At 63.5% G+C, this 23,982-nt stretch carries 18 protein-coding genes and 1 riboswitch; of the genes, 11 read left to right on the top strand and 7 right to left on the bottom strand.

The genetic code is table 11. The features are described from left to right. The first annotated feature begins 133 nt into the window (after positions 1-133). Both ACWBU6_RS10480 and ACWBU6_RS10475 read left to right on the top strand, forming a co-directional pair. A complete protein-coding gene (locus ACWBU6_RS10480) occupies positions 134-775 on the top strand; it encodes a GNAT family N-acetyltransferase (protein WP_452648735.1) in 642 nt (213 codons plus the stop codon). A gap of 155 nt (positions 776-930) precedes the next feature. After that, positions 931-1,035, top strand: a riboswitch (SAM-I-IV-variant riboswitch). A 41-nt stretch (positions 1,036-1,076) separates the two neighbouring features. After that, entirely contained in the window at positions 1,077-1,403 is a 327-nt protein-coding gene (locus ACWBU6_RS10475) for a hypothetical protein (RefSeq protein WP_452648734.1), read from the top strand. A 51-nt stretch (positions 1,404-1,454) separates the two neighbouring features. Here ACWBU6_RS10475 and ACWBU6_RS10470 read toward each other — a convergent pair whose 3' ends face one another. The 5 genes from ACWBU6_RS10470 to ACWBU6_RS10450 all read right to left on the bottom strand — a co-directional run bounded on the left by ACWBU6_RS10470 (position 1,455) and on the right by ACWBU6_RS10450 (position 11,433). After that, positions 1,455-2,906 (bottom strand): OmpP1/FadL family transporter, encoded by a 1,452-nt coding sequence (locus ACWBU6_RS10470; protein ID WP_452648733.1) that lies wholly within the window; start codon positions 2,904-2,906, stop codon positions 1,455-1,457. A gap of 163 nt (positions 2,907-3,069) precedes the next feature. Beyond that, on the bottom strand, positions 3,070-6,282 hold the full coding sequence (locus ACWBU6_RS10465; protein ID WP_452648732.1) for an efflux RND transporter permease subunit: 3,213 nt from the start codon (positions 6,280-6,282) through the stop codon (positions 3,070-3,072). 70 nt (positions 6,283-6,352) lie between these two features. Further along, a complete protein-coding gene (locus ACWBU6_RS10460; protein WP_452648731.1) occupies positions 6,353-9,568 on the bottom strand; it encodes an efflux RND transporter permease subunit in 3,216 nt (1,071 codons plus the stop codon). 33 nt (positions 9,569-9,601) lie between these two features. After that, entirely contained in the window at positions 9,602-10,786 is a 1,185-nt protein-coding gene (locus ACWBU6_RS10455) for an efflux RND transporter periplasmic adaptor subunit (RefSeq protein ID WP_452648730.1), read from the bottom strand. Between the two features lie 224 nt (positions 10,787-11,010). After that, the gene (locus tag ACWBU6_RS10450; RefSeq protein ID WP_452648729.1) at positions 11,011-11,433 is read right to left on the bottom strand and encodes a divergent PAP2 family protein; all 423 of its coding nucleotides are present in this window, start codon (positions 11,431-11,433) and stop codon (positions 11,011-11,013) included. 66 nt (positions 11,434-11,499) lie between these two features. Between ACWBU6_RS10450 and ACWBU6_RS10445 the strand changes: the two genes are divergently transcribed. The 3 genes from ACWBU6_RS10445 to ACWBU6_RS10435 all read left to right on the top strand — a co-directional run bounded on the left by ACWBU6_RS10445 (position 11,500) and on the right by ACWBU6_RS10435 (position 14,659). Then, a complete protein-coding gene (locus ACWBU6_RS10445; RefSeq protein ID WP_452648728.1) occupies positions 11,500-12,531 on the top strand; it encodes a DUF475 domain-containing protein in 1,032 nt (343 codons plus the stop codon). Next, on the top strand, positions 12,531-12,893 hold the full coding sequence (locus ACWBU6_RS10440; protein ID WP_452648727.1) for a hypothetical protein: 363 nt from the start codon (positions 12,531-12,533) through the stop codon (positions 12,891-12,893). The genes ACWBU6_RS10445 and ACWBU6_RS10440 overlap by 1 nt, the downstream gene beginning before the upstream one ends. A gap of 89 nt (positions 12,894-12,982) precedes the next feature. Beyond that, positions 12,983-14,659: a response regulator gene (locus ACWBU6_RS10435; protein ID WP_452648726.1), complete on the top strand. Its 1,677-nt coding sequence runs from the start codon at positions 12,983-12,985 to the stop codon at positions 14,657-14,659. 67 nt (positions 14,660-14,726) lie between these two features. Here the strand turns inward: ACWBU6_RS10435 and ACWBU6_RS10430 are convergent, their stop codons facing one another. Both ACWBU6_RS10430 and ACWBU6_RS10425 read right to left on the bottom strand, forming a co-directional pair. Next, positions 14,727-17,015, bottom strand: a complete 2,289-nt coding sequence (locus ACWBU6_RS10430; RefSeq protein WP_452648725.1) for a hypothetical protein — start codon at positions 17,013-17,015, stop codon at positions 14,727-14,729. A gap of 165 nt (positions 17,016-17,180) precedes the next feature. Beyond that, the gene (locus ACWBU6_RS10425) at positions 17,181-18,158 is read right to left on the bottom strand and encodes a serine/threonine protein kinase (protein WP_452648724.1); all 978 of its coding nucleotides are present in this window, start codon (positions 18,156-18,158) and stop codon (positions 17,181-17,183) included. 66 nt (positions 18,159-18,224) lie between these two features. Between ACWBU6_RS10425 and ACWBU6_RS10420 the strand changes: the two genes are divergently transcribed. The 6 genes from ACWBU6_RS10420 to ACWBU6_RS10395 all read left to right on the top strand — a co-directional run bounded on the left by ACWBU6_RS10420 (position 18,225) and on the right by ACWBU6_RS10395 (position 23,981). Further along, positions 18,225-18,914 (top strand): UPF0149 family protein, encoded by a 690-nt coding sequence (locus ACWBU6_RS10420; protein ID WP_452648723.1) that lies wholly within the window; start codon positions 18,225-18,227, stop codon positions 18,912-18,914. Positions 18,915-19,023: 109 nt separating this feature from the next. Continuing rightward, positions 19,024-19,845: a crotonase/enoyl-CoA hydratase family protein gene (locus ACWBU6_RS10415; protein ID WP_452648722.1), complete on the top strand. Its 822-nt coding sequence runs from the start codon at positions 19,024-19,026 to the stop codon at positions 19,843-19,845. 177 nt (positions 19,846-20,022) lie between these two features. Beyond that, positions 20,023-20,496: a chemotaxis protein CheW gene (locus tag ACWBU6_RS10410; protein WP_452648721.1), complete on the top strand. Its 474-nt coding sequence runs from the start codon at positions 20,023-20,025 to the stop codon at positions 20,494-20,496. After that, positions 20,493-21,992, top strand: coding sequence for a CheR family methyltransferase (locus ACWBU6_RS10405; protein ID WP_452648720.1), 1,500 nt, complete (start codon positions 20,493-20,495; stop codon positions 21,990-21,992). The genes ACWBU6_RS10410 and ACWBU6_RS10405 overlap by 4 nt, the downstream gene beginning before the upstream one ends. Beyond that, positions 21,989-22,504, top strand: a complete 516-nt coding sequence (locus ACWBU6_RS10400) for a chemotaxis protein CheW (RefSeq protein WP_452648719.1) — start codon at positions 21,989-21,991, stop codon at positions 22,502-22,504. The genes ACWBU6_RS10405 and ACWBU6_RS10400 overlap by 4 nt, the downstream gene beginning before the upstream one ends. A 1-nt stretch (position 22,505) precedes the next feature. After that, positions 22,506-23,981 (top strand): methyl-accepting chemotaxis protein, encoded by a 1,476-nt coding sequence (locus tag ACWBU6_RS10395; RefSeq protein ID WP_452648718.1) that lies wholly within the window; start codon positions 22,506-22,508, stop codon positions 23,979-23,981. Position 23,982 lies beyond the last annotated feature (1 nt).

Raw genomic sequence — 23,982 nt, 5'->3', positions numbered from 1 at the left:
ATTCTGCTCCTTACCTGGTGTTTACTCAACTACATTCCGCTCTCGACGATGTAATTGCACTACAGGCAGCACATTCCTTTCGCCGCTGCTACACTCCCGTGCAACATAGGACGGCTAAGGCGGAGAGCACTGATTGAAGACTGTAGATTTCGCACTTATCGAGCGCTGGCTCACAGGATGGAGCTTGTCGCGCGGCGTACCCTTGCCGTTTGCATCGGACGGCGGCCTTGTCGTCGAAGTCGGGAAGCCGGAACAGTTGCGGCGCCACGTCTTTCTCGACGCCGGGCAAGCCCTCCAGGCCTGCGCCGATCGCATCCACGCACCGCATATCTTCCTCAAGGCAGCTGTGGAGCCTCAGGCCTTGCGGCAAGCGCTGCCCGCGCGCTGGAATATCGAAAGTCCGGGCTACCTCATGGCGGGCCCCGCGCAAGCCCGTAGTGAAACGGTGATGCCCCAAGGATACCGGGCCGTCCTGGAGAGCCAGCACGGCGCCCAGGTGGTGCGCGTGATTCACGACAGCCAGGAACTGGCCGCATCGGGACGCATTGCGCTGCACGGCCAAACCGCTATCTTCGACCAGATCGAAACCGCAGAACCCCATCGGCGCCGCGGCCTGGGCAGCATCGTCATGCAAACACTCGACGCTCTCGCCACCGAAGCTGGCGTGAATGAGCGATTGCTCGTAGCAACCGAAGATGGCCGCGCACTCTACACCCGCTTGGGCTGGAGCGTCATTTCGCCGTGGTCCACCGCTGTACTTCCTGCAAGTGCCTGAAACACCACCACTTGACCAAGACCAAGCCCTAAGCACACGAAATGTTGCCGATCAGGCCACCATTCAGGCGACCAGTTGCCGAGCCCAACAAATTCCGCTATATTGAACACATGTTCTGTATAACGAAATTCGTTCAACGAGTTTTGTCATCAGCTATTTAGCATCAAGAGTCGGTCTATCCGACGCCAACCTGCCTCTCCCGGGCAAGGTGGAAGCCATTACGGCGATGCGGCCTATTAACGGCAACGAAGCGGGCGCGACATGGTTTGCTCCGAATCGGGCCAAGCTCTCAGGAGAAATCATGACAAATCATACCTCCCACGCCCCGTCCATCGACATCAGCGCATGGCGCAACCAGTTCCGCATGACCCATACGTTCCATCTCTCGCTTGGGACGAACGAACCGGTCGCCGGACAACTTGAATCGACACTGAAAAACTCAAACGCTCAGATCGAGAAGTGGGTGATCTCGCGTCGGGCAGGCTGTTACGATCACTGTATTACGGTCAAAGGCATTGGCGACGAATCGGCGCGCGAGCTGCGCTCCGAACTGGCCAGCCTGAATGGCGAGATCAAGGTGCACGTCGAACACATGCTCCACTTCGACAGCGAAGCGACGCAGCGCTGAATGAAAAAAGCCGGCGCGAACGCCGGCTTCTCGGTTCATCCCGGGGAAGGATTAGAACTTGTAGTTGTACGCCACGCCAATCAGGGACATGTGGGTACGCCAGGTGCCGATGGTGGTTTCGCCGTTGCCGGTGCAGGAAGCGGCGCCGGCAGGTGCCAGGGTGTTGCACTGGTTTTGGTAGGTGGACGATGCGTCATCGAACTTCAGGTAGCTGTACGCCAGGTCGATCGACGAGTTAGCGGTGACCTTCCAGTTAGCACCGAAGGAGATCTGCTTGCGATCCGAATCAGGCAGCGCTGGGTGGCGCAGGGACGCCTTGTCCACTGGGGACTCGTCGATTGCCACACCGGCGCGCAGCAGCCAAGCGTCGTTCAGCTTGTAGTTCATGCCCAGCGAGCCGCGGATAGTGTTTTTCCATTGCTGGCGGATCACTTCGTCGCCTTCGCCGGTGCCGACGAACTGGATGTGCAGGTCTTCCATGCGGGAATGACGGGACCAGGTCAGGTCAGCCATCACAGCCAGCTTGTCGTCAACCTGGGAGAACACGTTGGCCGACAGGGTTTCCGGAGTCTTGATGTCAACCAGCGCAGGCGAGTTCCTCTTGCGCGAGGAAGCTTGCAGCACGGTGTTGGCAACCTGGTCGGTGGTCACGGTGGAGAAATCCCATACCGCGTCGCCCTTCAGCTTGTGGTGGATAGACGAACGGTAGGCCAGGCCGAAACGGGTGTCCTTGGTCAGGTTGAACATGTAGCCCAGGTTGAAGCCTACGCCCCAATCCTTACCGTCCATGGTGGCGTGCGCATCTTTGGCGGCCAGCACGGCTGCTGGGTTGCCTCCATGACGGGCAATTTCCTGCAGCAGCGCGGCGCGGCGCGCAGCAATCGCAGGGTTCGACGCATTGGCGTTCAAGTACATAATGGAGCCAGGCACGTCAACGCCCTGGCCCAGCTTGGCCTTCATGAACTCGGCATCGATACCGAAGCCGAAGGAGTGGCGCTCGTTCAGCTTGAACGATACGGATGGGTTCAGGGTGACCGACTTCAGGTCGATGTTGGTCAGCGCATAGCGGCCGGCCCAGTTGCTGTCATAGTCCAGCTTGGCGCCGTAAGGCACGAAGGTGCCGAAGCCGATGGCCCATTGGTCGTTCAGCTTGTGGGAGATGTACAGGGAAGGAGCTGCCACCGCGTTCGGGGCGTATTCATCCTGGTGCGCTGCACCGCCGGTCGAACCGACGTTGCCGTAGCGCTGCGAACCCTGGTCGTCATAGGTCGAGTGCGGTACAACGGCGGTGATGCCGCCGGAGAATTGGGTACCTTCCAGGCGGGACAGGCCGGCTGGATTGGCGAAAATGGTCGAAGCGTCGGCGGCTTCAGCGGTGTTGGCTTCCGCAGTGCCCTGGCTGGACACGGACTGGGAACCGAAGCGGTAACCGGATGCGTTAGCGTTCATTGCGGCGGCCGACAGGGCGGCGGCAACCATCAGGGAGAGGTATTTTGGGTTCAAGGTAGGTCTCGGCTGTTCGTTATTGATATATGTTTAACCTTGCGTCATAAGAAATGCGCGAGGGCACCGCAGTCTACACTAAAACCGTACGACGGTGCTTTTTAATTGAAAATAGTTTAATAAAGAAGGGCCCGAAGGCCCTTTCCCCAGCGAAAAGCTTGCATCAGGCAGTGACCGATTGTCGCTTCCCAGTTACAAGCCCCACCACCTTCATTACCAGTCGGAAAGCAAGGCGCACGAATATTAGGGCCAGGATCGCTTCGACGAAGGTCAGGCCGAAGGCCAGTGCCGATCCCCAACGTTCATCACGGCGATGGAACTTGGCGATCATGCGGTCCTTGGCAATCTCGATGCTGTCGTAGAAGGTCGGTACGACCAGCAGGGTCAGCAAGGTTGAAGTGATGGTGCCGCCAATGATCGCCACCGCCATCGGCGCATAGAACTGCCCGCCGTCGCCCCAGCCGATGGCCACCGGCATCATGCCGGCGATCAGGGCGAAGGTCGTCATCAGGATCGGGCGCAGGCGCATGCGGCCGGCGTTCATCAAGGCTTCTTCGCGGCCGACGCCCTCCTCTTCCTGCTTGCGGGCGGCATCGAGCAGCAGGATGGCGTTCTTGGCCACCAGGCCCATCAGCATGATCACCCCGATCAGCGACATCAGGTTCAGCGTACTGCCGGTGATCAGCAGGCCCACCACCACGCCGATCAGCGACAGCGGCAGCGACAGCATCACTGCGCCCGGTGCCGTGAAGGAACCGAACTGCATCACCAGCACCAGGTACATCAGGCCGATGCCCGACAACAGGGCAATGCCCATGGCGCCGAACACTTCGTTCTGGTCCTTGCCGGCGCCGCCGACGTCCATGCCGAAGCCTGGCGGGTAGCTCATTTCCTCGGCGATCTTCTTGGCATCCTTGTTGACTTCACCGGCCGAGCGGCCTTCCACATTGGCACTCACGGAAATCGTGCGCATGCCGTTCAGGTGGCGGATGGCAGCGGGGCCCTTGCCCATGGTGATGCGGGCGATCTGGTCCAGCGGCACCATCTGGCCGGTGCCCGGCACGCTGATTGGCAGGCGCTCGATGTTTTCCAGGCTGAGGCGGTCCAGCGGATGCAGGCGCACGGCCACGTCGCGGGTTTCGCCGGTCGGGTCGACCCAGTCGCCTACTTCGATACCGGCGAAGGCCACGCGCAGCGATTGCGCCGCGTCACCGGCGGAAATGCCCATGGAGTTGGCCAGGCCGCGATTCAGTTCGATCTGCAGTTCGGCTTTCGGATCCTGTTCGGACAGGCCGACGTCCACCGCGCCAGGCACCTGGCGCAGCTTTTCCATGAACTGGTTGGTAATCTCCATCAGCTTGCGCGAGTCGGGTCCGACGAAGTCGATCTGCACCGGCTTGCGGCCATTATTGGAGAAGTCATCGATCACGGTGAACTCGCCGCCCACCATACCGGACAATTTCTGGCGCAGTTCGCTGCCGATGTCCTGCGCATTGCGCTTACGCTCGCTGCGCTTGCCAATGTCCACATAGATCGAGCCGCCGGACAGGTTGACATACACATTGGTGGCCTTCACATCCTTCACGCCCAGCGCGATCTCGGACACTTTGGACATCTTGCTGCGGGTGTAAGCCAGGCTGGAGGAGGACGGGGTACGCACTTCGACCTTGATCATGCCGATATCCTGCTTCGGCAGGAAGCTGGAGCCGCCCATGGTCGCCTGCAGCACGATGGCGCCGACGAAGGAGGCAAACGCAATCACGGCCATCCAGCGGCGGTGATGCAGCGCCCACGCGATCACTTTGCCGTAGCGGTCGGCCTGGTGGTCGAACCAGTGGTTAAACCGGTCCAGCATCTTGCCGATGCCCTTTTTCGGCGCATCGTGGTGGCCCGGCGGATCGCCCCAGAAGGCCGACAGCATCGGGTCCAGCGTAAAGGAAATGAACAGCGATACCGCCACCGAGCAGGTCACGGTCAGCGCGAAGGGGCGGAACCACTGGCCAGCCATGCCCGACATGAAGGCCACCGGAATGAACACGGCCATGATCGAGAAAGTGGTGGCCGCCACGGCCAGGCCGATTTCCGCCGTGCCGTTCAGGGCCGCCGTGCGGCGGTCGGAGCCGTTTTGCATATGGCGCACGATGTTTTCGCGCACCACGATGGCGTCGTCAATCAGTACGCCGATTGCCAGCGACAGGCCGAGCAGCGTCATGAAGTTCAGCGTGAAGCCGCATAGCCAGACCGCGATGAAGGCCGCGATCACGGAGGTCGGCAGCGACAATGCGGTAATCAGTGTCGAGCGCCAGGAATTCAGGAAGGCGTACACCACGAAGATGGTCAGCACGGCGCCGAACACCAGCGCTTCGATGACATTGTTCAGTGAGCGCTGCGCCTGCTCGCCGCCGTCACGCGTGACTTCCAGCCTGGTGCCCAGTCCTTCGGCTTCCAGTTCCTTGTTGATGACTTCGGTCAGCTCGCGGATCTTCTTGGCTACCGATACCGCCGAAGCATCGCGTGCGCGCAAGATGCTCAGGCCGACGTTGTCCATATTCGAGCGCAGGCTGACGTTATTGACTTCGGCAAAGCCATCTTCGATGGTGGCGACCTGCCCCAGGCGGATCAGCTGGTCGCCGCTACGCTTGACCACCACGTCCTTGAATTCTTCCGGACGCTCGATGCGGCCGACCAGGCGGATCGCCTGCTCTTCCAGCTCGCCGCGCACCTTGCCCACCGGTGCATTGGTGTTCTGCATGCGCAGCGCATTAGCCACTTCGGCCACCGAGACATTGAATTCGCGCAGCTTGTCGGCGCGCAGCAGCACCGACAGTTCGCGACGCAGGGCGCCATTGACGTTGACCACCGCCACGCCGTCCAGACCGCGATAGCGGTCGGCCAGCTTGTCTTCCGCCATGCGCGAAATCGCGGCGTGCGACTGGGTTTTGGACGATAGCGACAGCTGCATCACCGGTTCCTGGCTGGTGTCGAAGCGCTGGATCATCGGTTCGCGCATCTCGGTCGGCAGCTTGTAGCGCACAGCGGCGATGGCATTGCGCATCTCGTCGGAAGCTTCGATCAGGTTCTTGTCGAAGGCGAACTCGATTTCGAAAGTGGCGCTGCCTTCACGCGAAGCGGACTCGATCTGGGTGACGCCGGCAACCGACTGCAGCGATTTTTCCAGGCGGTTGACCACTTCGCGTTCCACCGTTTCCGGCGAGGCGCCCGGATACGGGATGTTAATAAACAGCATCGGGATTTCGACATCCGGATTCTGGTTGACGCGCAACTTGGACAGGGCCAGCAAGCCCATCGCCATCATTGCCACGATCAGCACGATCATGGCGACCGGCCGTTTCACACTGAAGTTGGATAAGAACATTGATTAACTTTTTGTTAATTTGTGAAGTAACAAAAAAGGGCCCGGGGGCCCTTCCTTGATCCTGTCGGACTCAAGCCATCTTTGGCTGGCGGCCGCGGCCGGTAACCAGGCTGAACAGCTTCTTGAGCAGACGGTAAACCAAACGGACCAGCGTCAGGAACAAGAGGAATTCCACATAGGTCATCAGGATGGCAACGGCGCTGTTCCAACGCGCGGAACGGGCGTGGAACTTGGCGATCATGCTGTCCTTCTTGATCTCGATGCTGTCGTAGAAAGTTGGCACCACCAGCAGGGTCAGCAGGGTCGAGGTGATGGTCCCGCCAATAATGGCCACCGCCATCGGACGGTAGAACTCCCCGCCGTCGCCCATGCCGATCGCCACCGGCATCATGCCGGCGATCAGGGCGAAGGTCGTCATCAGGATCGGGCGCAGTCGCATGCGGCCCGCATACATCAGCGCATCTTCGCGCCCATAGCCCTCTTCCTCGCGCTTGCGCGCAGCGTCGAGCAGCAGGATGGCGTTCTTGGCCACCAGGCCCATCAGCATGATGACCCCGATAAAGCTCATCAGGTTCAAGGTGCCACCGGTCAGCAGCAGGCCCAGCACCACGCCAATCAGCGACAGCGGCAAGGACAGCATCACCGGCAATGGCGCCGTGAATGAACCAAACTGCATCACCAGCACCAGGTACATCAGGCCAATGCCAGCAAACAGGGAGATGGCCATGGCGCCGAACACTTCCTCCTGGTCCTTGCCGGAGCCGCCAACGTCCATGCCGAAGCCAGGCGGGTAGTCCATTTGCGCTGCCAGCTTCCTGGCTTCTTCAATCACTTCGCCATTGGAGCGGCCTTCCACGTTGGCCGAGACCGACACCATGCGCTTGCCGTTCTTGTGGCGGATGGTGGCCGGGCCTTTGCCCATGGTGATCTTGGCGATCTGGTCCAGCGGCACCATCTGGTTGGTGCCGGTGACGGCGATCGGCAGGCGTTCGATATTGTCCGGGCTGACCCGGTCTTCCGGGTGCAGGCGCACGGCCACGTCACGCGTCTCGCCGGTCGGGTCGACCCAGTCGCCCACTTCGATACCGGCGAAGGCCACACGCAGCGACTGTGCCGCATCGCCGGCGGAAATGCCCATCGAGTTGGCCAGGCCGCGGTTCAGTTCAATTTGCAGCTCGTCCTTCGGGTCCTGCTCGGACAGGCCGACATCGACCGCGCCCTTGACCTGGCGCAGCTTCTCCATGTACTGGTTGGTGATCTCCATCAGCTTGCGCGAGTCCGGGCCGACGAAGTCGATCTGCACCGGCTTGCGGGCGCCGTTGTTGATGTCTTCCAGCACCACGAACTCGCCGCCCACCAGGCCGGCCAGCTTCTGGCGCAGTTCGACGCCGATTTCGGTCGCATCGCGTTTGCGCTCGCCGCGCTTGCCGATGTCGACCCAGATACGGCCGCCCGACAGGTTGACGTAGGTGCTGGTCGCCTTCACCTCCTTGATGGTGTGGGCAATCTGCGCGGCCTTGTCCATCTTGGTCCTGGTGTACTCCAGGCTCGACGAGGAAGGCGTACGCACTTCGATCGCGATGGTGCCGAAGTCCACTTTCGGCAGGAAGCTGGAACCGCCGACGGTTGCCTGCAAGACCAGCGCGCCAATGAAACTGGCCACGGCAATCACGGCCATCCAGCGGCGGTGGTGCAGGGCCCAGGCGATCACTTTGCCGTAGCGGTCGGCCTGGTGGTCGAACCAGTGGTTGAACTTGTCCAGCACCTTGCCGATGCCCTTCTTCGGCGCGCTGTGGTGGTCGGCCGGGTCGCCCCAATAAGCCGACAGCATCGGATCCAGGGTGAAGGAGATGAACAGCGATACGGCCACCGAGCAGGTCACGGTCAGTGCGAAGGGACGGAACCATTCGCCCGGCATGCCACCCATGAAGGCGACCGGGATGAACACCGCCATGATGGAGAAGGTGGTCGCGGCCACGGCCAGGCCGATTTCGGCCGTGCCTTCCAGCGCCGCCTTGCGGCGGTCGGAACCGTTCTGCATATGGCGCACGATGTTTTCGCGCACCACGATGGCGTCGTCGATCAGCACGCCGATCGCCAGCGACAGGCCGAGCAGCGTCATGAAGTTCAGTGTGAAGCCGCACAGCCAGACCGCGATGAAGGCCGCGATTACGGAGGTCGGCAGCGACAATGCGGTAATCAGGGTCGAGCGCCAGGAGTTCAGGAAGGCGTACACCACGAAGATGGTCAGCACGGCGCCGAACACCAGCGCCTCGATCACGTTGTTCAGGGAATCCTGCGCGTCTTCGCCGCCGTCGCGGGTCACTTCCAGCGAGGTGCCCTGGCCTTCTTCCTTGAACTCCTTGTTGATGTCGTCGGTCAGCTTGCGCACCGCCTTGGCCACCGACACGGTGGAAGCGTCGCGGGCGCGGATCACTGCCAGGCCGACGTTCGGCTTGCCGGAACGCAGGCTGACATTATTGATCTCGGCAAAGCCGTCTTCAATGGTTGCCACCTGGCCCAGGCGGATCAACTGGTCGCCGTTGCGCTTGACCACGATGTCCTTGAATTCCTCCGGACGCTCGATGCGGCCCACCAGGCGGATCGCCTTCTCTTCCAGGTCGCCGCGCACCTTGCCCACCGGGGCATTGGTGTTTTGCATGCGCACCGCGTTGGCCACTTCGGCCACCGAGACGTTGAATTCGCGCAGCTTGTCGGCACGCAGCAGCACCGACAGCTCGCGCCGCAGCGAACCGTTGACGTTGACCACGGCCACGCCATCCAGCGCCCGGTAGCGGTCAGCCAGCTTGTCCTCGGCCAGGCGCGACAGCACGGCGTGCGACTGTGTCTTGGACGACAGCGACATCTGCATGATCGGGTCGGCCGAAGTGTCGATACGCTGGATCATCGGCTCGCGCATCTCGGTCGGCAGCTTGTAGCGCACCGCGGCGATGGCATTGCGCACCTCGTCGGACGCTTCGATCAGGTTCTTCTCGAACGTGAAGCGCATTTCGATGGTGGCGCTGCCCTCGCGCGAGGTCGAGTACAGGTCGGTCACGCCGGCAATCGACTGCAGCGACTTTTCAAGGCGGTTGACCACCTCGCGCTCGACCGTCTCCGGCGAAGCGCCCGGATACGGGATGTTGACGATCAACAGCGGAATCTCGACGTCCGGATTCTGGTTGACGCGCAGCTTGGACAGGGCCAGCAGGCCCATGGCCATCATCGCCACGATCAACACGATCATGGCGACGGGGCGCTTGATACTGAAATTGGAAAGGAACATGGTTTAGTTTCCCCGGTTTCCCTGGACTTCTTTTTAGTTGCCTTTGACAGCGCCGGCCGGCACGGAGGCGGAAGCGACCGCCTTGTTCATCTGCAGGTCGACTTTCTGGCCATCGCGGAAGCTGGAGGCCGGGGTACGCATTACGATATCGCCTTTGGACAGGCCGGTCTGCACCTGCCAATTGCCGCTGCGCGCGTCGCGGGCGCCCATCTGGAGCTGGGCTTTGGCCAGGGCCTTGTCCTTGATCTTCCAGACGTAGGTGGTATCGCCTTGCTTGACCAGGGCCGATTCCGGCACCATCAGGGCCGAAGTGGTTTCGGCCTCGATGCGGCCTTCGGCGAACAGGCCCGCTACGCGCGGCAGGTTCCTGTCGGCGAAGTCCACCAGCACTTCAACCTGGCGTGTGACCGGGTTGGCGGCCGGGTCGACGCGCTTGACCTTGCCCAGGAAGTTCTGGCCGGGGTAGCCGTTAATGGAGAACACCACGCCCTGCCCTGCCTTGACCACGCCCACCGAGTCGGCGGAAACGCGGCCTTCAAAGCGCATCGAGGCCGGGTCCACCACTTTTACCAGTTCCTTGCCGATCTGCGCCGTATCGCCGGCCGAGACCTTGCGCTCGGAGACGATGCCGTCGAACGGCGCACGCACCAGGGTGCGGGTCAGCTGCTGGTTGGCGGCGACCAGGCGCGCCTTGGCGGCCGACAGGTCGGACTGCGCATTGTTGCGTCGCACTTCGGCATCTTCCAGCACCTGCGAGGACACCATGCCGGACGCTTTCAGGGTTTTCTGGCGGGCCAGCACGCGCTCGGCCTGGTCCATCGACTGGGTCGAGGCACGCACCGCTTCCTGGGCCGACGCCAGGTTGTCGCGCAGCGCGGTATCGTCCAGGCGCACCAGCAGGTCGCCCTTCTTGACCGCTTCGCCGTTCTCTTTCAGCACTTGCATGACGACGGCGCCGACTTCGGCGCGCAGGTCGGCCTTGCGTTCAGGCTGGATCGAGCCGGTGATCACCGGGCCGGAAGACAGAGCATTGCTTTCCACCGTCACCAGATCTTCAGATGCAACCTGCAGCGTTGCAAGCTTCTTGTCATCGCCCTTGCCTTTCGCGTCGGCAGTCGCCGAGGCGCTGGCCTTGCCGGCTTCCGGCGCCTTGTCGGACTTGCCGCAAGCGACCAGCGCGGATGCAACGGCGAGAGCTAATAGGGTTTTACGCAACATGTGAATCTCCAGTTTGGTGGACGGCTTATTTGAATATGGAATGCATACTTCTGCAGCGTGCAAAAGTATCCTTTTACAGAGGGGGAGTGTCAATTCACCGCGGGCCAGACTGCGGCTTTTTAGGGCTGGACTGCAGGATTCGCGGATGAACCGCAAAAATGGTGACTGAACGGCAGAGACGGATTGCTACATTAGTGTAGCAATCCCGGGGCTGGCTGGAGGGGTTATACGCGGGGGAACAGGGCGAAAACGATGTGGCCCATGGCGATGCCGGTCGCCAGGCCGCCGGTGATCTCGATCACGGTATGGCCCATCCGTTCGCGCAGCCATTTGTGGTCCGTGGCATCCTTGGCCAGGCGGTTGATCGCCGCTGCCTGGCGGCCGACGTGCTGGCGCAGGCTGTTGGCGTCGATGATCACGATGAAGCACAGGGCGACGGCAACGCCAAAGGCCGGGTGGTTCATGCCTTCGCGCAGGGCAATCAGGGTGGCCATGCTCGAGACCACGGCACTGTGGTTGGACGGGAAGCCGCCATTACCGACCAGGTTGAATGCCCATTTGCGGGCTTTGATACTGTTAATCAGGAATTTGATCGGACCGACAGTAATCCAGGTTAAAAGAGGCGTCAGCAGGTAAGCGAGATCCATTTATAGCGTCCTAAGGTGCAATCCCCCATTATAATCGGCGCACTAACAATATTAATAGCAAGCAAAATGAAGCATTTCCGGATTTCGATTATCGTCACCATCGTTTTGATGGGGCTGGCGGGCTGGTGGGGCTACAACCATGGCGGCTGGGGCGCGGCATTGACGGCGCTGTGGATCACCGGTGTGCTGGGCGTGATGGAAGTTTCCCTTTCCTTCGACAATGCAGTGGTCAACGCCTCCGTGCTGAAGGATTGGAATGACTTCTGGCAGAAGCTGTTCCTGACAGTCGGTATCCTGGTGGCCGTGTTCGGCATGCGCCTGGTCTTTCCGCTGGCGATCGTGGCGGTGGCGACCGGCCTCGACATGTTCGAGGTCTGGAATATGGCAACCACCACGCCGCAGGAATATTCGCGCCACCTGATGAGCGTGCATGAAGAAGTGGCGGCCTTCGGCGGCGCCTTCCTGCTTTTGGTGTTCCTGAACTTCCTGTTCGACGAAGAAAAGGATGTGCACTGGATCCACTGGTTCGAAGAAAAAGTCGGCAAATACGGTACCGAGAGCCTGGCCGTGCTGCTGACCCTGATGGCCATTGTGCTGTGCGTGCAAATGGTGCCGGAAGCCAAGCGCTACTCCGTCCTGTATGCCGGCGTGATCGGCACCGCCATCTACGTCGGCGTGGGCTGGCTCAGCAACATACTGGAAAAAGAGGGGCACGACGAGACCGGCAAGGTGGTCGCAGGCGGCAGCCTGGGCGGCTTCCTCTACCTGGAAGTACTGGACGCCTCCTTCTCCTTCGACGGCGTGATCGGCGCCTTTGCCATCACCAGCGATGTGGTGATCATCATGCTGGGCCTGGCGATCGGCGCCATGTATGTGCGTTCGCTGACGGTCTACCTGGTGCACAAGGGCACGCTGGACGAATTCATTTACCTGGAACATGGGGCGCACTATGCGATCGGCATCCTGGCCCTGATCATGTTTGCCAGCGTGAAGTATCACATTCCGGAATGGTTCACAGGCCTGTCCGGGGTGGCGTTTATTGGTGTTTCGTTGTGGTCTTCCCTCAAATATAAGAAATTGAATCCCCAGGAGTCTTGATGAGCCGTGTGTTGGTGATTGTTGGCGGCCTGCTGGCCGCCGTGGCGCTGCTGTTTGCAGCTTATGTGTGGCTAGCGTTGAGCTATTCGTATTCGGAAGGTGAGCGTGCCGGGTACTTGCAGAAGGTGTCCACGCGCGGATGGATTTGCAAGACTGTCGAGGCAGAAATGCTATTGACTTCGATGCCCGGTGCGATTCCCGAGAAGTTCGAATTTACGGTCCGGGATGAGGCCCTGGCAGCGCAGCTATCGGCCGCGACGGGCAAGCGCGTGGTGGTGCATTATGCCCAGCATAAGGGAATCCCGACTTCGTGCTTTGGCGATACGCAGTACTTTGCCGAGTCAGTAATCGTCCAGCCTTAACCGGGCTAGCTCACGCCGATGAGCGCAATACCGCCACAGCAGGGTACACTGTTGCTGGATGGCAGAGCTGGCTACGGGGTGAGTGAACGATGGAACCGACAGTTCAGAGTGAAGAATTCATCAGGTTGAATTTCCCCCGGCTGGCGGCGGCGCTGGAGTACATGCCGGTCGGAGTTACCATTGTCGATCGCGATTTGACGATCCGGTTCTGGAATCCGGCCTTTTGCCAGGTGCAACGATTTCCGGACGACGTAATGCATCCTGGCGTCACCATGGCAGAAGTGTTCCGTTACATTGCCTTGCGCGGCGATTACGGGCCCGGCGCCATTGACGAGCTGGTGGCCGCCCGGGTCGAACTTTGCCTGAAATTCCAGCCGCATAATTTCATACGGTCCATGGCGAATGGCGCAGAGCTGAACATCATCGGCCGCCCGATCTATGGCACAGATGGTGCAGTCAGTGGTTTTGTGACCATATACCACGATGTCACCGCCGAGCGGCGACACGAGAAAGAGCTGGAAGCCAAGAACAACGAGCTGCAGCAGGCCAAACAGCTGGCCGAAGCCGCAAGCCTGGCCAAGGGGCAGTTCCTGTCCAATATGAGCCACGAGATCCGCACACCGCTGAACTGCGTCATCGGCATGGCTTACCTGGCCCTGAAAACCGAGCTGGACCCGCGCCAACGGGACTACTTGGAAAAAATCCGCTTCGCCAGCGAACACGTGCTGCGCATCATCGACGACATCCTCGATATTTCCAAGATCGAGGCTGGCAAGATGGAACTCCAGCATATCGAATTTTCACTCGACCACGTGGTGCAGACGCTGAAGGCGGTGGTGGCACAGAAGGCTGCCAGCCGTAACCTCGAGCTGGCGTTCGACCTTGACCCCGCCTTGCCGCCCATGCTGGCTGGCGACCCGCTCAGGCTGGGACAGGTGCTCATCAACTATGCCAACAATGCCATCAAGTTCAGCGAACGCGGCCGGATCGAGGTCCGCGCGCGCATGGTGGCCGGCGACGCCCACCACTGCCTCGTGCGCTTCGAAGTAAGCGACCAGGGTATTGGCCTCACCGAAGCAGAAATTGCCAGGTTGTTTGTCTCCTTCCAGCAAGCGGACACCTCGACCACGCGGGAATACGGCGGCACCGGCCTCGGTTTGGCAATCTGCAAGGAACTGGCCCATCTGATGGGGGGCGAGGTCGGGGTTCATAGCCAATATGGTGCCGGGAGTACATTCTGGTTCACGGCCCGGCTCGATCTTCCCGCCAGCCCCGCCGCTACGCTGCTTGACCAGCTCAACGTTGCCGCCGCCGAGTTGCTGGCCGGCGGCCATGCTGCTGCAGTGCCGACCGGGGCGCGGGCGGCGCGCATCCTGCTGGTTGAGGACAACACCTTCAATCAACAAATTGCGCAGGAAATGCTGGAAGAAACCGGAGCCACGGTCAGCATCGCCAACAACGGCGTCGAGGCCTTGCAGTTGCTACAGCAGACCGGCTTTGACTGCGTCCTGATGGACTTGCAAATGCCACAAATGGATGGGTTGGAAGCAACCCGCCGCATCCGCACCATCCCCGAGCTGGCAGGCATGCCCGTATTGGCGATGACGGCCACCGCCACCACCGAAGCCCGGATGCGCTGTATTGATGCCGGCATGAACGATTTCATCTCGAAGCCGATCCGGCCTGCCCTGATGTGCCAGACCATTGCCAACTGGCTGCCGCCAGGCGTAGTGCTGGCGAGGGTTGCGCCAGAGACCCGGCCATGATGCCTGGGCCGCGAATAGTGCGGTAACGCAGGATCTGCCCTCTCTGCGCCGACTCACCCGCCCAGGATCAGCGGCCGCGCCACACGGCGCCGGCAGTTTCCTTCAGCCGCCCGATCACATCCCGCGCCATGGTTTCGGAATGCTCATCGGCCGGATGCGCCGCCTTATCCTCCATCGCGGTCAACATATTCTGCGCCGCATGCTGGCGGCGGGTCTCCTGCTCCAGCAGCTTCTTCTTCGACTCCACCATTGCCGCGGTGGTCGCCGTCACCCGGCGCTGCAGCTCGGCATGGGCATGCACGGTATCGACCAGGGTCTTCTGCTCCGCCAGCTTGGCCCATTCCGCCTCGTTGGCCGCCACCTCCGCCGCCTCGCGCTGGCGCGCAACTTCAACCAGCTGTTCCTCGGCATCCGCACGCGCCTTGGCAGCGGCAGCAGCCTTTTTCTCCAGCTCCACGCGCACCTCGATCGCCTTCGCCGCACGCGCCTCGGCGGCATTGGCCGCACGCTGCTGCACCAGTTTCTGGTCGATCAGCGCCAGGGTCTCGCGCTCTTTGGCCACGAACTCGAGCTCGGACTTGAGCAGCGACTCCTCGGCCGCAACGCGGGCCTGCTCAGCCTTGGTGCGCTCAGCCTGCGCCCTGACCAGCTCACCTGCCAGGCGCGCCTGGGCGGCGGCCGCCTCGGCGGCGGCGGCCTTGTTGGCCGCATCGTATTCAACCTGTTCGGCCATCGCACGCACGGCAGCAGTTTCCTGTTCGGCCGCCACCTGCAGGCGAGCATCGGCAGCAGCCTTGCGGCGCGCTTCGGCAGCGCCGGCACGTTCGGCATCGACACGTGCCCTGGCGGCCGCGGTAGCCACTTCTTCGGCGGCGATACGGTCCTTCATTGCGGCCAGCGCGGCCTGCTCGGCTTCCGCGCGGCCACGTTCAGCTTCCGCCAGGCGGGCATTGATGGCATCCAGTGCCGCCTGCTCCGCTTCGGCGCGGGCACGCTCGGCATCGGCCAGGCGCACGGCAGCGGCGGCCTTTTCCTGGGCCAGGGCATTGGCTTCCTCGGCAGCAGCCAGTTGGGCAGCCACGGCATCGCGTTCGATCTTTTCTGCCGAGGCCTGTTCGGCCGCTACGGCGGCCGAACGCGCTGACAGCTGCTGGCGCTCGGCCGCGATGGCGGCTGCGCGCTGGTGTTCTTCCGATTCGATGCGGGCCTGCTCGGCGGCGGCCTGCTCGGCTTTCTCGCGCAGTTTGGCCTGCTCCAGCGCCACGGCTTCCGCTTCCAGGCGGGCCCGGGTTTCGAAGTCGGCCTGCTGCTCGGCTTCCACGCGCGCCATGGCGATGGCGTGCAATTGGCGGTCGCTCTCGACGCGGCGCTCGGTGGCCGCGATGATCTGCTGGTCGGCATCGCGGCGCGCCTGGGCAGTCGTGGCGGCCATGGCTTCGACGCGCTCGCGGTGCTGGGCAGCGTCGCGGATTTCTTTCTCGGTCTGCAGGCGCAGGTGCAGCGACTGGGCGGCGCTGCGGTCGGATTCGGCCTTGGCCAGGGCAATCTGTTCGCGCTCCTGCTCCAGATGGGCCAGGGCGCGGGCTTCTTCCAGCGCGCGCACTTCGGCGGCAGCGCGCTTGAAGGCCGCTTCCAGCGCCACCTGGTCGGCGCGCTCGCGCTGGCGCGTCGCTTCCAGCGCTTCGGCTTCGGTATTGGCCAGTTGTTCGGCGGTCAGGCGGGCGGCGTGGGCCTGGCGCTCGCGTTCGCGCGCAATCGTGGTCATGCGGGCATCGGCGGACGCCACGCCCACCACTTCATCGCGGGCTGCCTGTACGGCCGCAGCGCGTTCGGCAGCTTGCAAGCGGGCTTGCTCGGCCTGGGCGGCCAGTTCTTCGGCGGCCTTGCTGGCCAGTTCGGCCAATTTGGCTTCTTCCGCGACCTGTTCGGCGGCGCGGCGGCGGCTTTCTTCTTCGGCCCTGGCGCGCTGTTCGGCAGCCAGGCGCACCTGGATATCGGCGTCGACGCGGGCGCGCAGCTCGGCGGTTTCCTGCTTGACCGCTTCCAGGCGGGCCACGCTGGCCGATGCGGCGGCGCGCAGGGTTTCCAGGCGCTCCTTGTTGAGTTTGATCGCCTCTTCGGCGGCTTCGGCATTTTGCACCGCGGCGGCGGCGGCGGCCGATTCCAGGGCGGCGCGGTCTTCCGCCAAGGCGCGGGCGCGGGCTTCGGCCACGGCGCGCGATTCGGCGGCGCACTGGGCTTTCGCTTCGGCCTCGACGCGGGCGATCGCTTCGGTGATGGCCTTCAGTTCGGCTTTTTCATGCTCAGCACGGTCGCTGGCGACGGTGTCGGTAGTTGGCGGCTGTTGTGCTTGCATGAGGATCTCGCTCGGCGTTTGGGGTGATGTTGCCATTATCGATGAGCCCAGCTGGGGCGAAGCTCTTGAGGAAAGCGGGGAATTCCCGGCAATTCTCCTTTTAAAACCGGCAAACCCGGATCTGACCCGCAGGGCCAGATCCGCTTGCGCGGCAGCCGCGCGATTTCAAACCGGCCAGAGGGGAGGCTCGTCCATCAGCGCGATCTGCTCGCGCAATTCGAGGATACGATCTTGCCAGTATCGTTGTGTATTAAACCACGGAAAAGCCACCGGGAATGCAGGATCGTCCCAACGCCGCGCCAGCCAGGCCGAGTAGTGGATAAGGCGCAACGTGCGCAAGGCTTCCACCAGGTACAGCTCGCCCGGGTCGAATTCGCGCATGTCCTCATACCCGGCCAGGATATCGCCCATCTGGCGCACCATGTCGCTCCGTTCGCCGGACAGCATCATCCACAGGTCCTGCACTGCCGGGCCCATGCGCGCATCGTCGAAGTCGACGAAATGGGGGCCGGCATCCGTCCACAAAACATTGCCCCCATGACAATCCCCGTGCAGGCGGATCAATTCAAGCTGCCCTGCCCGCTCATAGCAGCGCCGCACGCCATCCAGGGCCTGGTCGACTACCGAGCGCCACGGGGTGACCAGCTCCGGCGGCAGGAAATCGTTGGCCAGCAGCCAGTCGCGCGGCTCTTCGCCGAAAGATGCCAGGTCCAGCGTGGGACGCGCGGCAAACGGCCGCGCCGCGCCGGCGGCGTGGATACGGCCGATAAAGCGGCCCGTCCATTCCAGCACCCTGGGGTCGTCCATCTCCGGCGCCCGCCCGCCGTGGCGCGGGAAGACGGCAAAACGGAAACCTTCGAATGCATGCAGGCTGCGGCCATCGCGGACCAGCGCCGGCACGGCCGGCACCTCGGCTTGCTGCAGCTCCTGCACGAAGGCATGTTCCTCCAGGATCTGCTCGTCGCTCCAGCGTCCGGGACGGTAAAACTTGGCCACCACCGGCGGCCCCTCCTCCATGCCTACCTGGTAGACACGGTTTTCGTAGGAATTCAGCGCCAGCAGGCGGCCATCGCCATACAGGCCGATGCTGGCCAGGGCGTCGAGTACCCGGTCCGGGCTCAGTTCGAAGAATGGATGCGTCATTCTCGCTATTGTAAGGGCCAGGGCGTATACTGTCGCCCTTCGACCCAATATATAGAGCGCCAAGCCATGCAACTCGACCAGCCATTGACCGACAAAGAATTCGACGAACTCGACAACTTCCTGCTGGGCGACCAGAGCCCGGAGGACTCCATGACGATGGACCACCTGCATGGCTACCTGACCGCCATCGCCATCGGCCCGGAGCCGATCACCCCGGCCGAATGGCTGCCAAGCATCTGGGGTGAAGACCGCAAGGATGGCCCGAAGTTCAAGAACCCGAAGCAGGAAGAGCGCATCTACAACCTGATCACCCGCTTCATGAACGAAGTGCTGGTGACCTTTGAGGTGGCGCCGAAAGAATTCGAGCCGCTGTTCGTCGAGCACGAGCACGAAGGCAAGGTCCTGCTGAACGCCGAAGCCTGGTGCTGGGGCTTCTGGGAGGGCATGGAACTGCGCGAAGGTTCGTGGGACGAGATCTGGGACTCCGAAGCGGCCCCGCTGATGCGTCCGATCTACCTTCTGGGCGCCGACGAAATCAAGCCGGAGGAACTGCCGGAAGTCGAAGACCCGGTCAAAGCGCACCAGCTGGCACTGGACATCGAAGCCAACCTGCCTGCCATCCACAAATGGTGGGTACCGCGCCGCAAGACCGGCGTGACCACCGTCAAGCACGAGGAGCCGAAGGTCGGCCGCAACGACGACTGCCCATGCGGCAGCGGCAAGAAGTACAAGAAGTGCCACGGCGCCGATCAGTAAGCGCCAAGCTGCCGACAGCCCGCCCAGCGCGGGCTTTTTTACGTCTTTCCTCTAATCCGGACGCGATACGGCTGCCATAATTGCACTCCTTACCAACGAGGAGAGAACCATGAGCATCCCTGTGCTGGAAACAGTCACCATCAGCGTCGAAGACCACATCGCCACCGTGCGGCTGAACCGGCCAGAGAAGATGAACGCCATGAACCTGGCCATGTGGCACGACATCCGCAGCGCCTTCCGCTACGTGGACGACACGCCCGACATCCGCGTCGCGGTGCTGGAAGGAGAAGGCAAAGCCTTCACGGCGGGCATCGACCTGCAAATGATGATGGGCCTTGGCCAGCAGATCCAGAACGACTGCGACGGCCGCATGCGCGAGTCGCTGCGCCGTATCATCCTGGACCTGCAGGACACCTTGACCAGCCTGGAACGCTGCCGCAAGCCGGTCCTGGCGGCGGTGCACGGCGCCTGCGTGGGCGGCGGCATCGACCTGGTCACCTGCGCCGACATGCGCTACTGTTCGGCGGACGCCTGGTTCTCCATCAAGGAAATCGATATCGGCATGACGGCCGACGTGGGCACCTTGCAGCGCTTGCCGCGCCTGATCGGCGAAGGCATGGCGCGCGAGCTGGCTTATACGGCACGCAAGGTGGATGCGGCGGAAGCCAAGGAAATCCGCCTGGTCAACCGCATGTTCGAAACGCCGGAAGCGCTGCGCGAAGGCGTACGCGCGATTGCCGCCGACATCGCCGCCAAAGCCCCGCTGGCCGTGCGCGGCGTGAAAGAAATGATCACCTACGCGCGCGACCATTCGATCGCCGACGGCCTCAATTACAACGCCACCTGGAATGCGGCCATGCTGATGTCGACCGACCTGCAGGAGGCCATGATGTCCGGCATGGCCAAGCGCACGCCGGCGTTCAGGGACTAGCGCGGCCACATGGCGTGACATGGGCTCGGCTGTTATTGGCGCCCATCCAATTTTCTCCACAGCTAGCAAATTGCTATGAAGTAAATTCTTTGCGCCGGTGTTCTTCCCGCGTTAGACTGGGATGGCACTCGTAAGTCAGTTCATGCGTCGATTCCATCCTGGAGCGGTGAACCGAATATGCAAATAGTCCCTAGCGCACTGCCTGCAATCCCAGTCCTCCTTTGTAACAGCGGCGGACTCCTGTGCGCCCTGCCTTTGTCCCATGTCGGCGAAACCCTGCGCCCCTTGCCTGTCACTCCCTTGCCCGGCGTCGACGGTTGTGTGCTGGGCGCCGCAACCTTGCGCGGGCAGGCCGTGCCCGTAGTGTCCTTGTCCGCCCTGCTCGGCGCGCCGGTCGGCGCCCCGCAGCGTTTTGTCAGCTTGCGCCTGGGCAGCCGCACGGCCGCGCTGGCGGTGGACGAAGTGATTGGCGTGCGCGCCATGCCCACGGCCTTGCTGGACGAAACCCCGCCCTTACTCAACGGTGGCGCCGATGCGCAACTGGCCGGCATCGGCGCGCGCGACGCCGAACTCCTGCTGGTGCTGCGCGCAGCGCGCAGCGTGCCGGAGTCGGTCTGGCAAGCATTGGACGCGCCCGCGGAAGTGAAATGAACGCGCCCGCCGCGACGCTGGAAGTAGCGCGATTCCGTGCCTTGCTGGCCGACCGGCTGGGGCTCGCCTTCGATGAGCACAAGCTGGCGACGCTGGCACGCGTACTCGACAGTTGCGGCGGCGACCGCCAGCGCATCCTGGCCGACCTGGCCGGCAGCGCGCCGGTCGACAGCCTGCTGGCGCGCCTGGCCTCCGAACTGACCGTCACGGAGACTTACTTTTACCGCAATGGCGACCAGCTGCGCGCCTTCATGGAAGTGGCCCTGCCCCAACGCCAGCAATTGCGCGGCCATGTGCAAGTGCTATCGGCAGGCTGCGCATCCGGCGAGGAGCCGTTCACGCTGGCCATGCTGGCGCGCAGTTGCGGGCGCGAGGCGGAAGTCTCGCTGCATGCCTTCGACGCCAATCCTTCCATGCTGGCGCGCGCGGCGCGCGGGCGCTATTCGACCTGGTCGATGCGGGAACTGCCGGCGGACTTGCGCGCAGCCTGGCTGCGCCATGACGACGAGCATTTCCAGCTGGCCCAGGAGATCCGGCGCGCCGTGCATTTCGAGCAGCGCAACCTGGCGCTGGACGATCCGGCGTTCTGGCAGCCGGGCCGCTTCGATATCGTGTTCTGCCGCAACGTGCTGATGTACTTTACGCCGCAGCAGGCGCAGGCGGCCGTGGCGCGCATTGCCCGCGCGCTGGCGCCCGGCGGCTACCTGTTCCTCGGACATGCGGAAACGCTGCGCGGCCTGTCCAACGATTTCCACCTGTGCCACAGCCACAACACCTTTTACTACCAGCGCAAGGACGGTCCGCCGCAGGAGCAGCACGAACTGCTGCCGTGGGCCGAACCCGCCCTGCCGGCGCCGCCTGCCGTTCCGGCCTCGCCACTGTGCGCGGCTCCCGCGCCGGACCCGCTGTGGGCCGAGCAGATCGAACGCGCCAGTCGCCGTATCGACGCGCTGGCCAGCAGCACACGGCCCGCTGCGACGCTGGCACCTGAAGCGAACGGCCTGCAAATGGCGCTCGCCAGCTTGCACGAAGAACGCTTCGGCCAGGCGCTGGAACATATCGGGAAGCTGCCAGCCGAGCAAGCCGGCGACGCCGACGTACTGCTGCTGAAAGCGGTCACGCTGGTGCAATCCGGGGCCGTGGCGCAGGCGCGCGAAACCTGCGGCCAGCTGCTGGCGTGCGACGCACTGCATGCAGGTGCCCATTACGTGCTGGCGCTATGCGAGGAAATGGAAGGCGAACTGGAAGGTGCGCTCGATCACTACCAAGGCGCGGCCTACCTGGCGCCGGGATTCGCCATGGCCCGCCTGCAGGCGGGCCGCCTGCTGCGCCGCCTCGGCCAGCGCGAGGCGGCGCGGCGCGACTTGGCGCTGGCCGCGCAATTGCTGGCAGGCGAAGACGCGGCGCGCCTGCTGCTGTTTGGCGGCGGCTTTCCGCGCGCCGCCCTGCTGGCGCTGTGCCATGCCGAGCTGTCGGCGCTGGGAGCTGCGCCATGAGCGGGCAGAGTACGCTGGCAGCCAGTGCGCTGGCGCTGCGCGATGAGTTTGACCGCGCCTTTGCTATGCCGCCCGCCTTGCCCGATGCTGGCGACCAGCAATTGCTGGCGATCCGCGCCGGCGGCCAGCCCTATGCGCTGCGCCTGTCGGCCATCCGCGGCCTGTACGTCGACCGGCGCGTGCAGGCGCTGCCTTCGCGCCTGCCCGAGCTGCTCGGCCTGACCGGGGTGCGCGGCCAAGCCGTGCCCGTGTTCGACCTGGCCGCCCTGCTTGGCCTGCCGGCCCAGCGCGCGCCGCGCTGGCTGGCGCTGGCCTCCGGCCGGCATAGCGCAGCTTTCGCCTTCGAGCAGTTCGACGCCCACCATGCGGTGCACGCGGACGATTTTCTGCCGGCGCCCGAACATGCATTCGTGGAAGCGGCGGTGCGCATGGACGCTACGCCACGGCCCCTGCTCAGCCTGCAATCCTTGATCGACGACCTGGAACGGCGCTGCCAGCGCCTGGGAGCATGACATGATTGGAACGTGGACCTTCGGACGCAAACTGGCCGCCGGCTACGCCGCCATGGCCTTGCTGGCGCTGCTTATCAGCGTGGTGGCCATCGTGGCGCTGCGCACTGCCGTCGCCGGGCAGGAGCGCGTCATCAACGTCAACGCCCAGGTCATGCTTGACGTGGAGCGCTGCAACGGCCTGGCCGAGCGCATGTCGGCCAACGTGCGCGGCTACCTGCTGTCGCCCGAGCGCCGCTTCTTCGACAACTACAACGATGCGCGCAGCGAATTCTTCAAAACCACTGGCCGCATCCGCAGCCTGCTGAGCAGCGCCGGCGAGCAGCAGGCGCTGGCCGAAGCTGAACGCAGCGCCAACGGCTACCGCGAAGCAGCCGAACGAGTGCTGGCCCTGGCGGACAGCCGCCCTGGCGCCGCCGACCTGGTGCGCGCTTTCGACGACCGCGTGCTGCCTGCACGCGAAACGCTGGCCAAGGCGCTGGCCGTGCTGGACGCCCAGCAGGAGCAGCAGCTGGAGGCGGCCAAGCGCGAGGCCGCCGACCTGGCCGCCAGCGCGGCCATGGGCGTGACGGTGCTGGCCGTGGCGCTGCTGCTGCTTGCCATCGGGCTGGCAGTCCTGCTCTCGCGCACGCTGGGGCGCCAGATCGGAGCTGCTGTGGGCCATGTGCAGAGCTCATCGGCCGAGCTGCAGGCGGCGGCCAGCCAGCAGGCTTCCGGCGCCAAGGAACAGGCCGGTGCCATGAGCGAAATCAGCACCACCATCAGCGAACTGGTGGCAACCTCGCGCCAGATCGCCGAAAGCGCGCAGCGCGTGGCGCAGATCGCGGAACAGACCGCACAGGGCGCCAGGGCGGGCGACGGCATCGTCGGCAAGGGGCAGGAGGCGATCGCCGGCATCCGCCGCCAGATCGATACGGTGGTCAGCCACATGCTGGACCTGGGGCGCAAATCGCAGGAAATCGGCGCCGTGCTCGACATCGTCTCCGAACTGGCCGAGCAGACCAACATCCTGGCCATCAACGCCACCATCGAAGCTTCCGGCGCCGGTGAATCAGGCAAGCGCTTTGCCGTGGTGGCGGAAGAAATCCGCAAGCTGGCCGACCGCGTGGCAGCTTCCACCAAAGGCATCCGCAGCCAGATCGAAGACGTGCGCGGCGCCGTCAACACCACCGTGATGGCGACCGAAGGTGGCGCCAAGGCGGTCGACGCTGGCGCGCGCCAGTTTGCCGACGTGGCGGCGGCCTTCCGTCAGATCGCCGACCTGGTAGTGACCACCACGGAAGCGGCGCGCGAGATCGAGCTGTCGACCAAGCAGCAGGCCAGCGCCGCAGAACAGGTGCGCATCGCCGTCACCGACGTGGCCCAGGCCACGCAGGAAACCGAGGCCAGTTCGGCGCAGACGTTGCAAACCGCCTCGCAACTGGCCAGCCTGTCGCTTGACCTGCGCCGCCTGGTGCAGCCGCAGGCCAGTGCCGCCTGAA

It is taken from the genome of Pseudoduganella sp. HUAS MS19 (assembly GCF_053615455.1).
The sequence above is the reverse complement of the archived record's forward strand: the minus strand, read 5'-3'. Positions and strand labels throughout refer to the sequence as shown.

Excerpts from the sequence above, each read along its gene's own strand:
- ACWBU6_RS10415 (WP_452648722.1), top strand. The coding sequence starts at position 19,024 with ATGAGCATCCCTGTGCTGGAAACAGTCACCATCAGCGTCGAAGACCAC.
- ACWBU6_RS10475 (WP_452648734.1), top strand. The coding sequence starts at position 1,077 with ATGACAAATCATACCTCCCACGCCCCGTCCATCGACATCAGCGCATGG.
- ACWBU6_RS10410 (WP_452648721.1), top strand. The coding sequence starts at position 20,023 with ATGCAAATAGTCCCTAGCGCACTGCCTGCAATCCCAGTCCTCCTTTGT.
- ACWBU6_RS10405 (WP_452648720.1), top strand. The coding sequence starts at position 20,493 with ATGAACGCGCCCGCCGCGACGCTGGAAGTAGCGCGATTCCGTGCCTTG.
- ACWBU6_RS10400 (WP_452648719.1), top strand. The coding sequence starts at position 21,989 with ATGAGCGGGCAGAGTACGCTGGCAGCCAGTGCGCTGGCGCTGCGCGAT.
- ACWBU6_RS10430 (WP_452648725.1), bottom strand. The coding sequence starts at position 17,015 with ATGCAAGCACAACAGCCGCCAACTACCGACACCGTCGCCAGCGACCGT.
- ACWBU6_RS10435 (WP_452648726.1), top strand. The coding sequence starts at position 12,983 with ATGGAACCGACAGTTCAGAGTGAAGAATTCATCAGGTTGAATTTCCCC.
- ACWBU6_RS10395 (WP_452648718.1), top strand. The coding sequence starts at position 22,506 with ATGATTGGAACGTGGACCTTCGGACGCAAACTGGCCGCCGGCTACGCC.
- ACWBU6_RS10460 (WP_452648731.1), bottom strand. The coding sequence starts at position 9,568 with ATGTTCCTTTCCAATTTCAGTATCAAGCGCCCCGTCGCCATGATCGTG.
- ACWBU6_RS10450 (WP_452648729.1), bottom strand. The coding sequence starts at position 11,433 with ATGGATCTCGCTTACCTGCTGACGCCTCTTTTAACCTGGATTACTGTC.
- ACWBU6_RS10455 (WP_452648730.1), bottom strand. The coding sequence starts at position 10,786 with ATGTTGCGTAAAACCCTATTAGCTCTCGCCGTTGCATCCGCGCTGGTC.
- ACWBU6_RS10420 (WP_452648723.1), top strand. The coding sequence starts at position 18,225 with ATGCAACTCGACCAGCCATTGACCGACAAAGAATTCGACGAACTCGAC.
- ACWBU6_RS10425 (WP_452648724.1), bottom strand. The coding sequence starts at position 18,158 with ATGACGCATCCATTCTTCGAACTGAGCCCGGACCGGGTACTCGACGCC.
- ACWBU6_RS10465 (WP_452648732.1), bottom strand. The coding sequence starts at position 6,282 with ATGTTCTTATCCAACTTCAGTGTGAAACGGCCGGTCGCCATGATCGTG.
- ACWBU6_RS10440 (WP_452648727.1), top strand. The coding sequence starts at position 12,531 with ATGAGCCGTGTGTTGGTGATTGTTGGCGGCCTGCTGGCCGCCGTGGCG.
- ACWBU6_RS10445 (WP_452648728.1), top strand. The coding sequence starts at position 11,500 with ATGAAGCATTTCCGGATTTCGATTATCGTCACCATCGTTTTGATGGGG.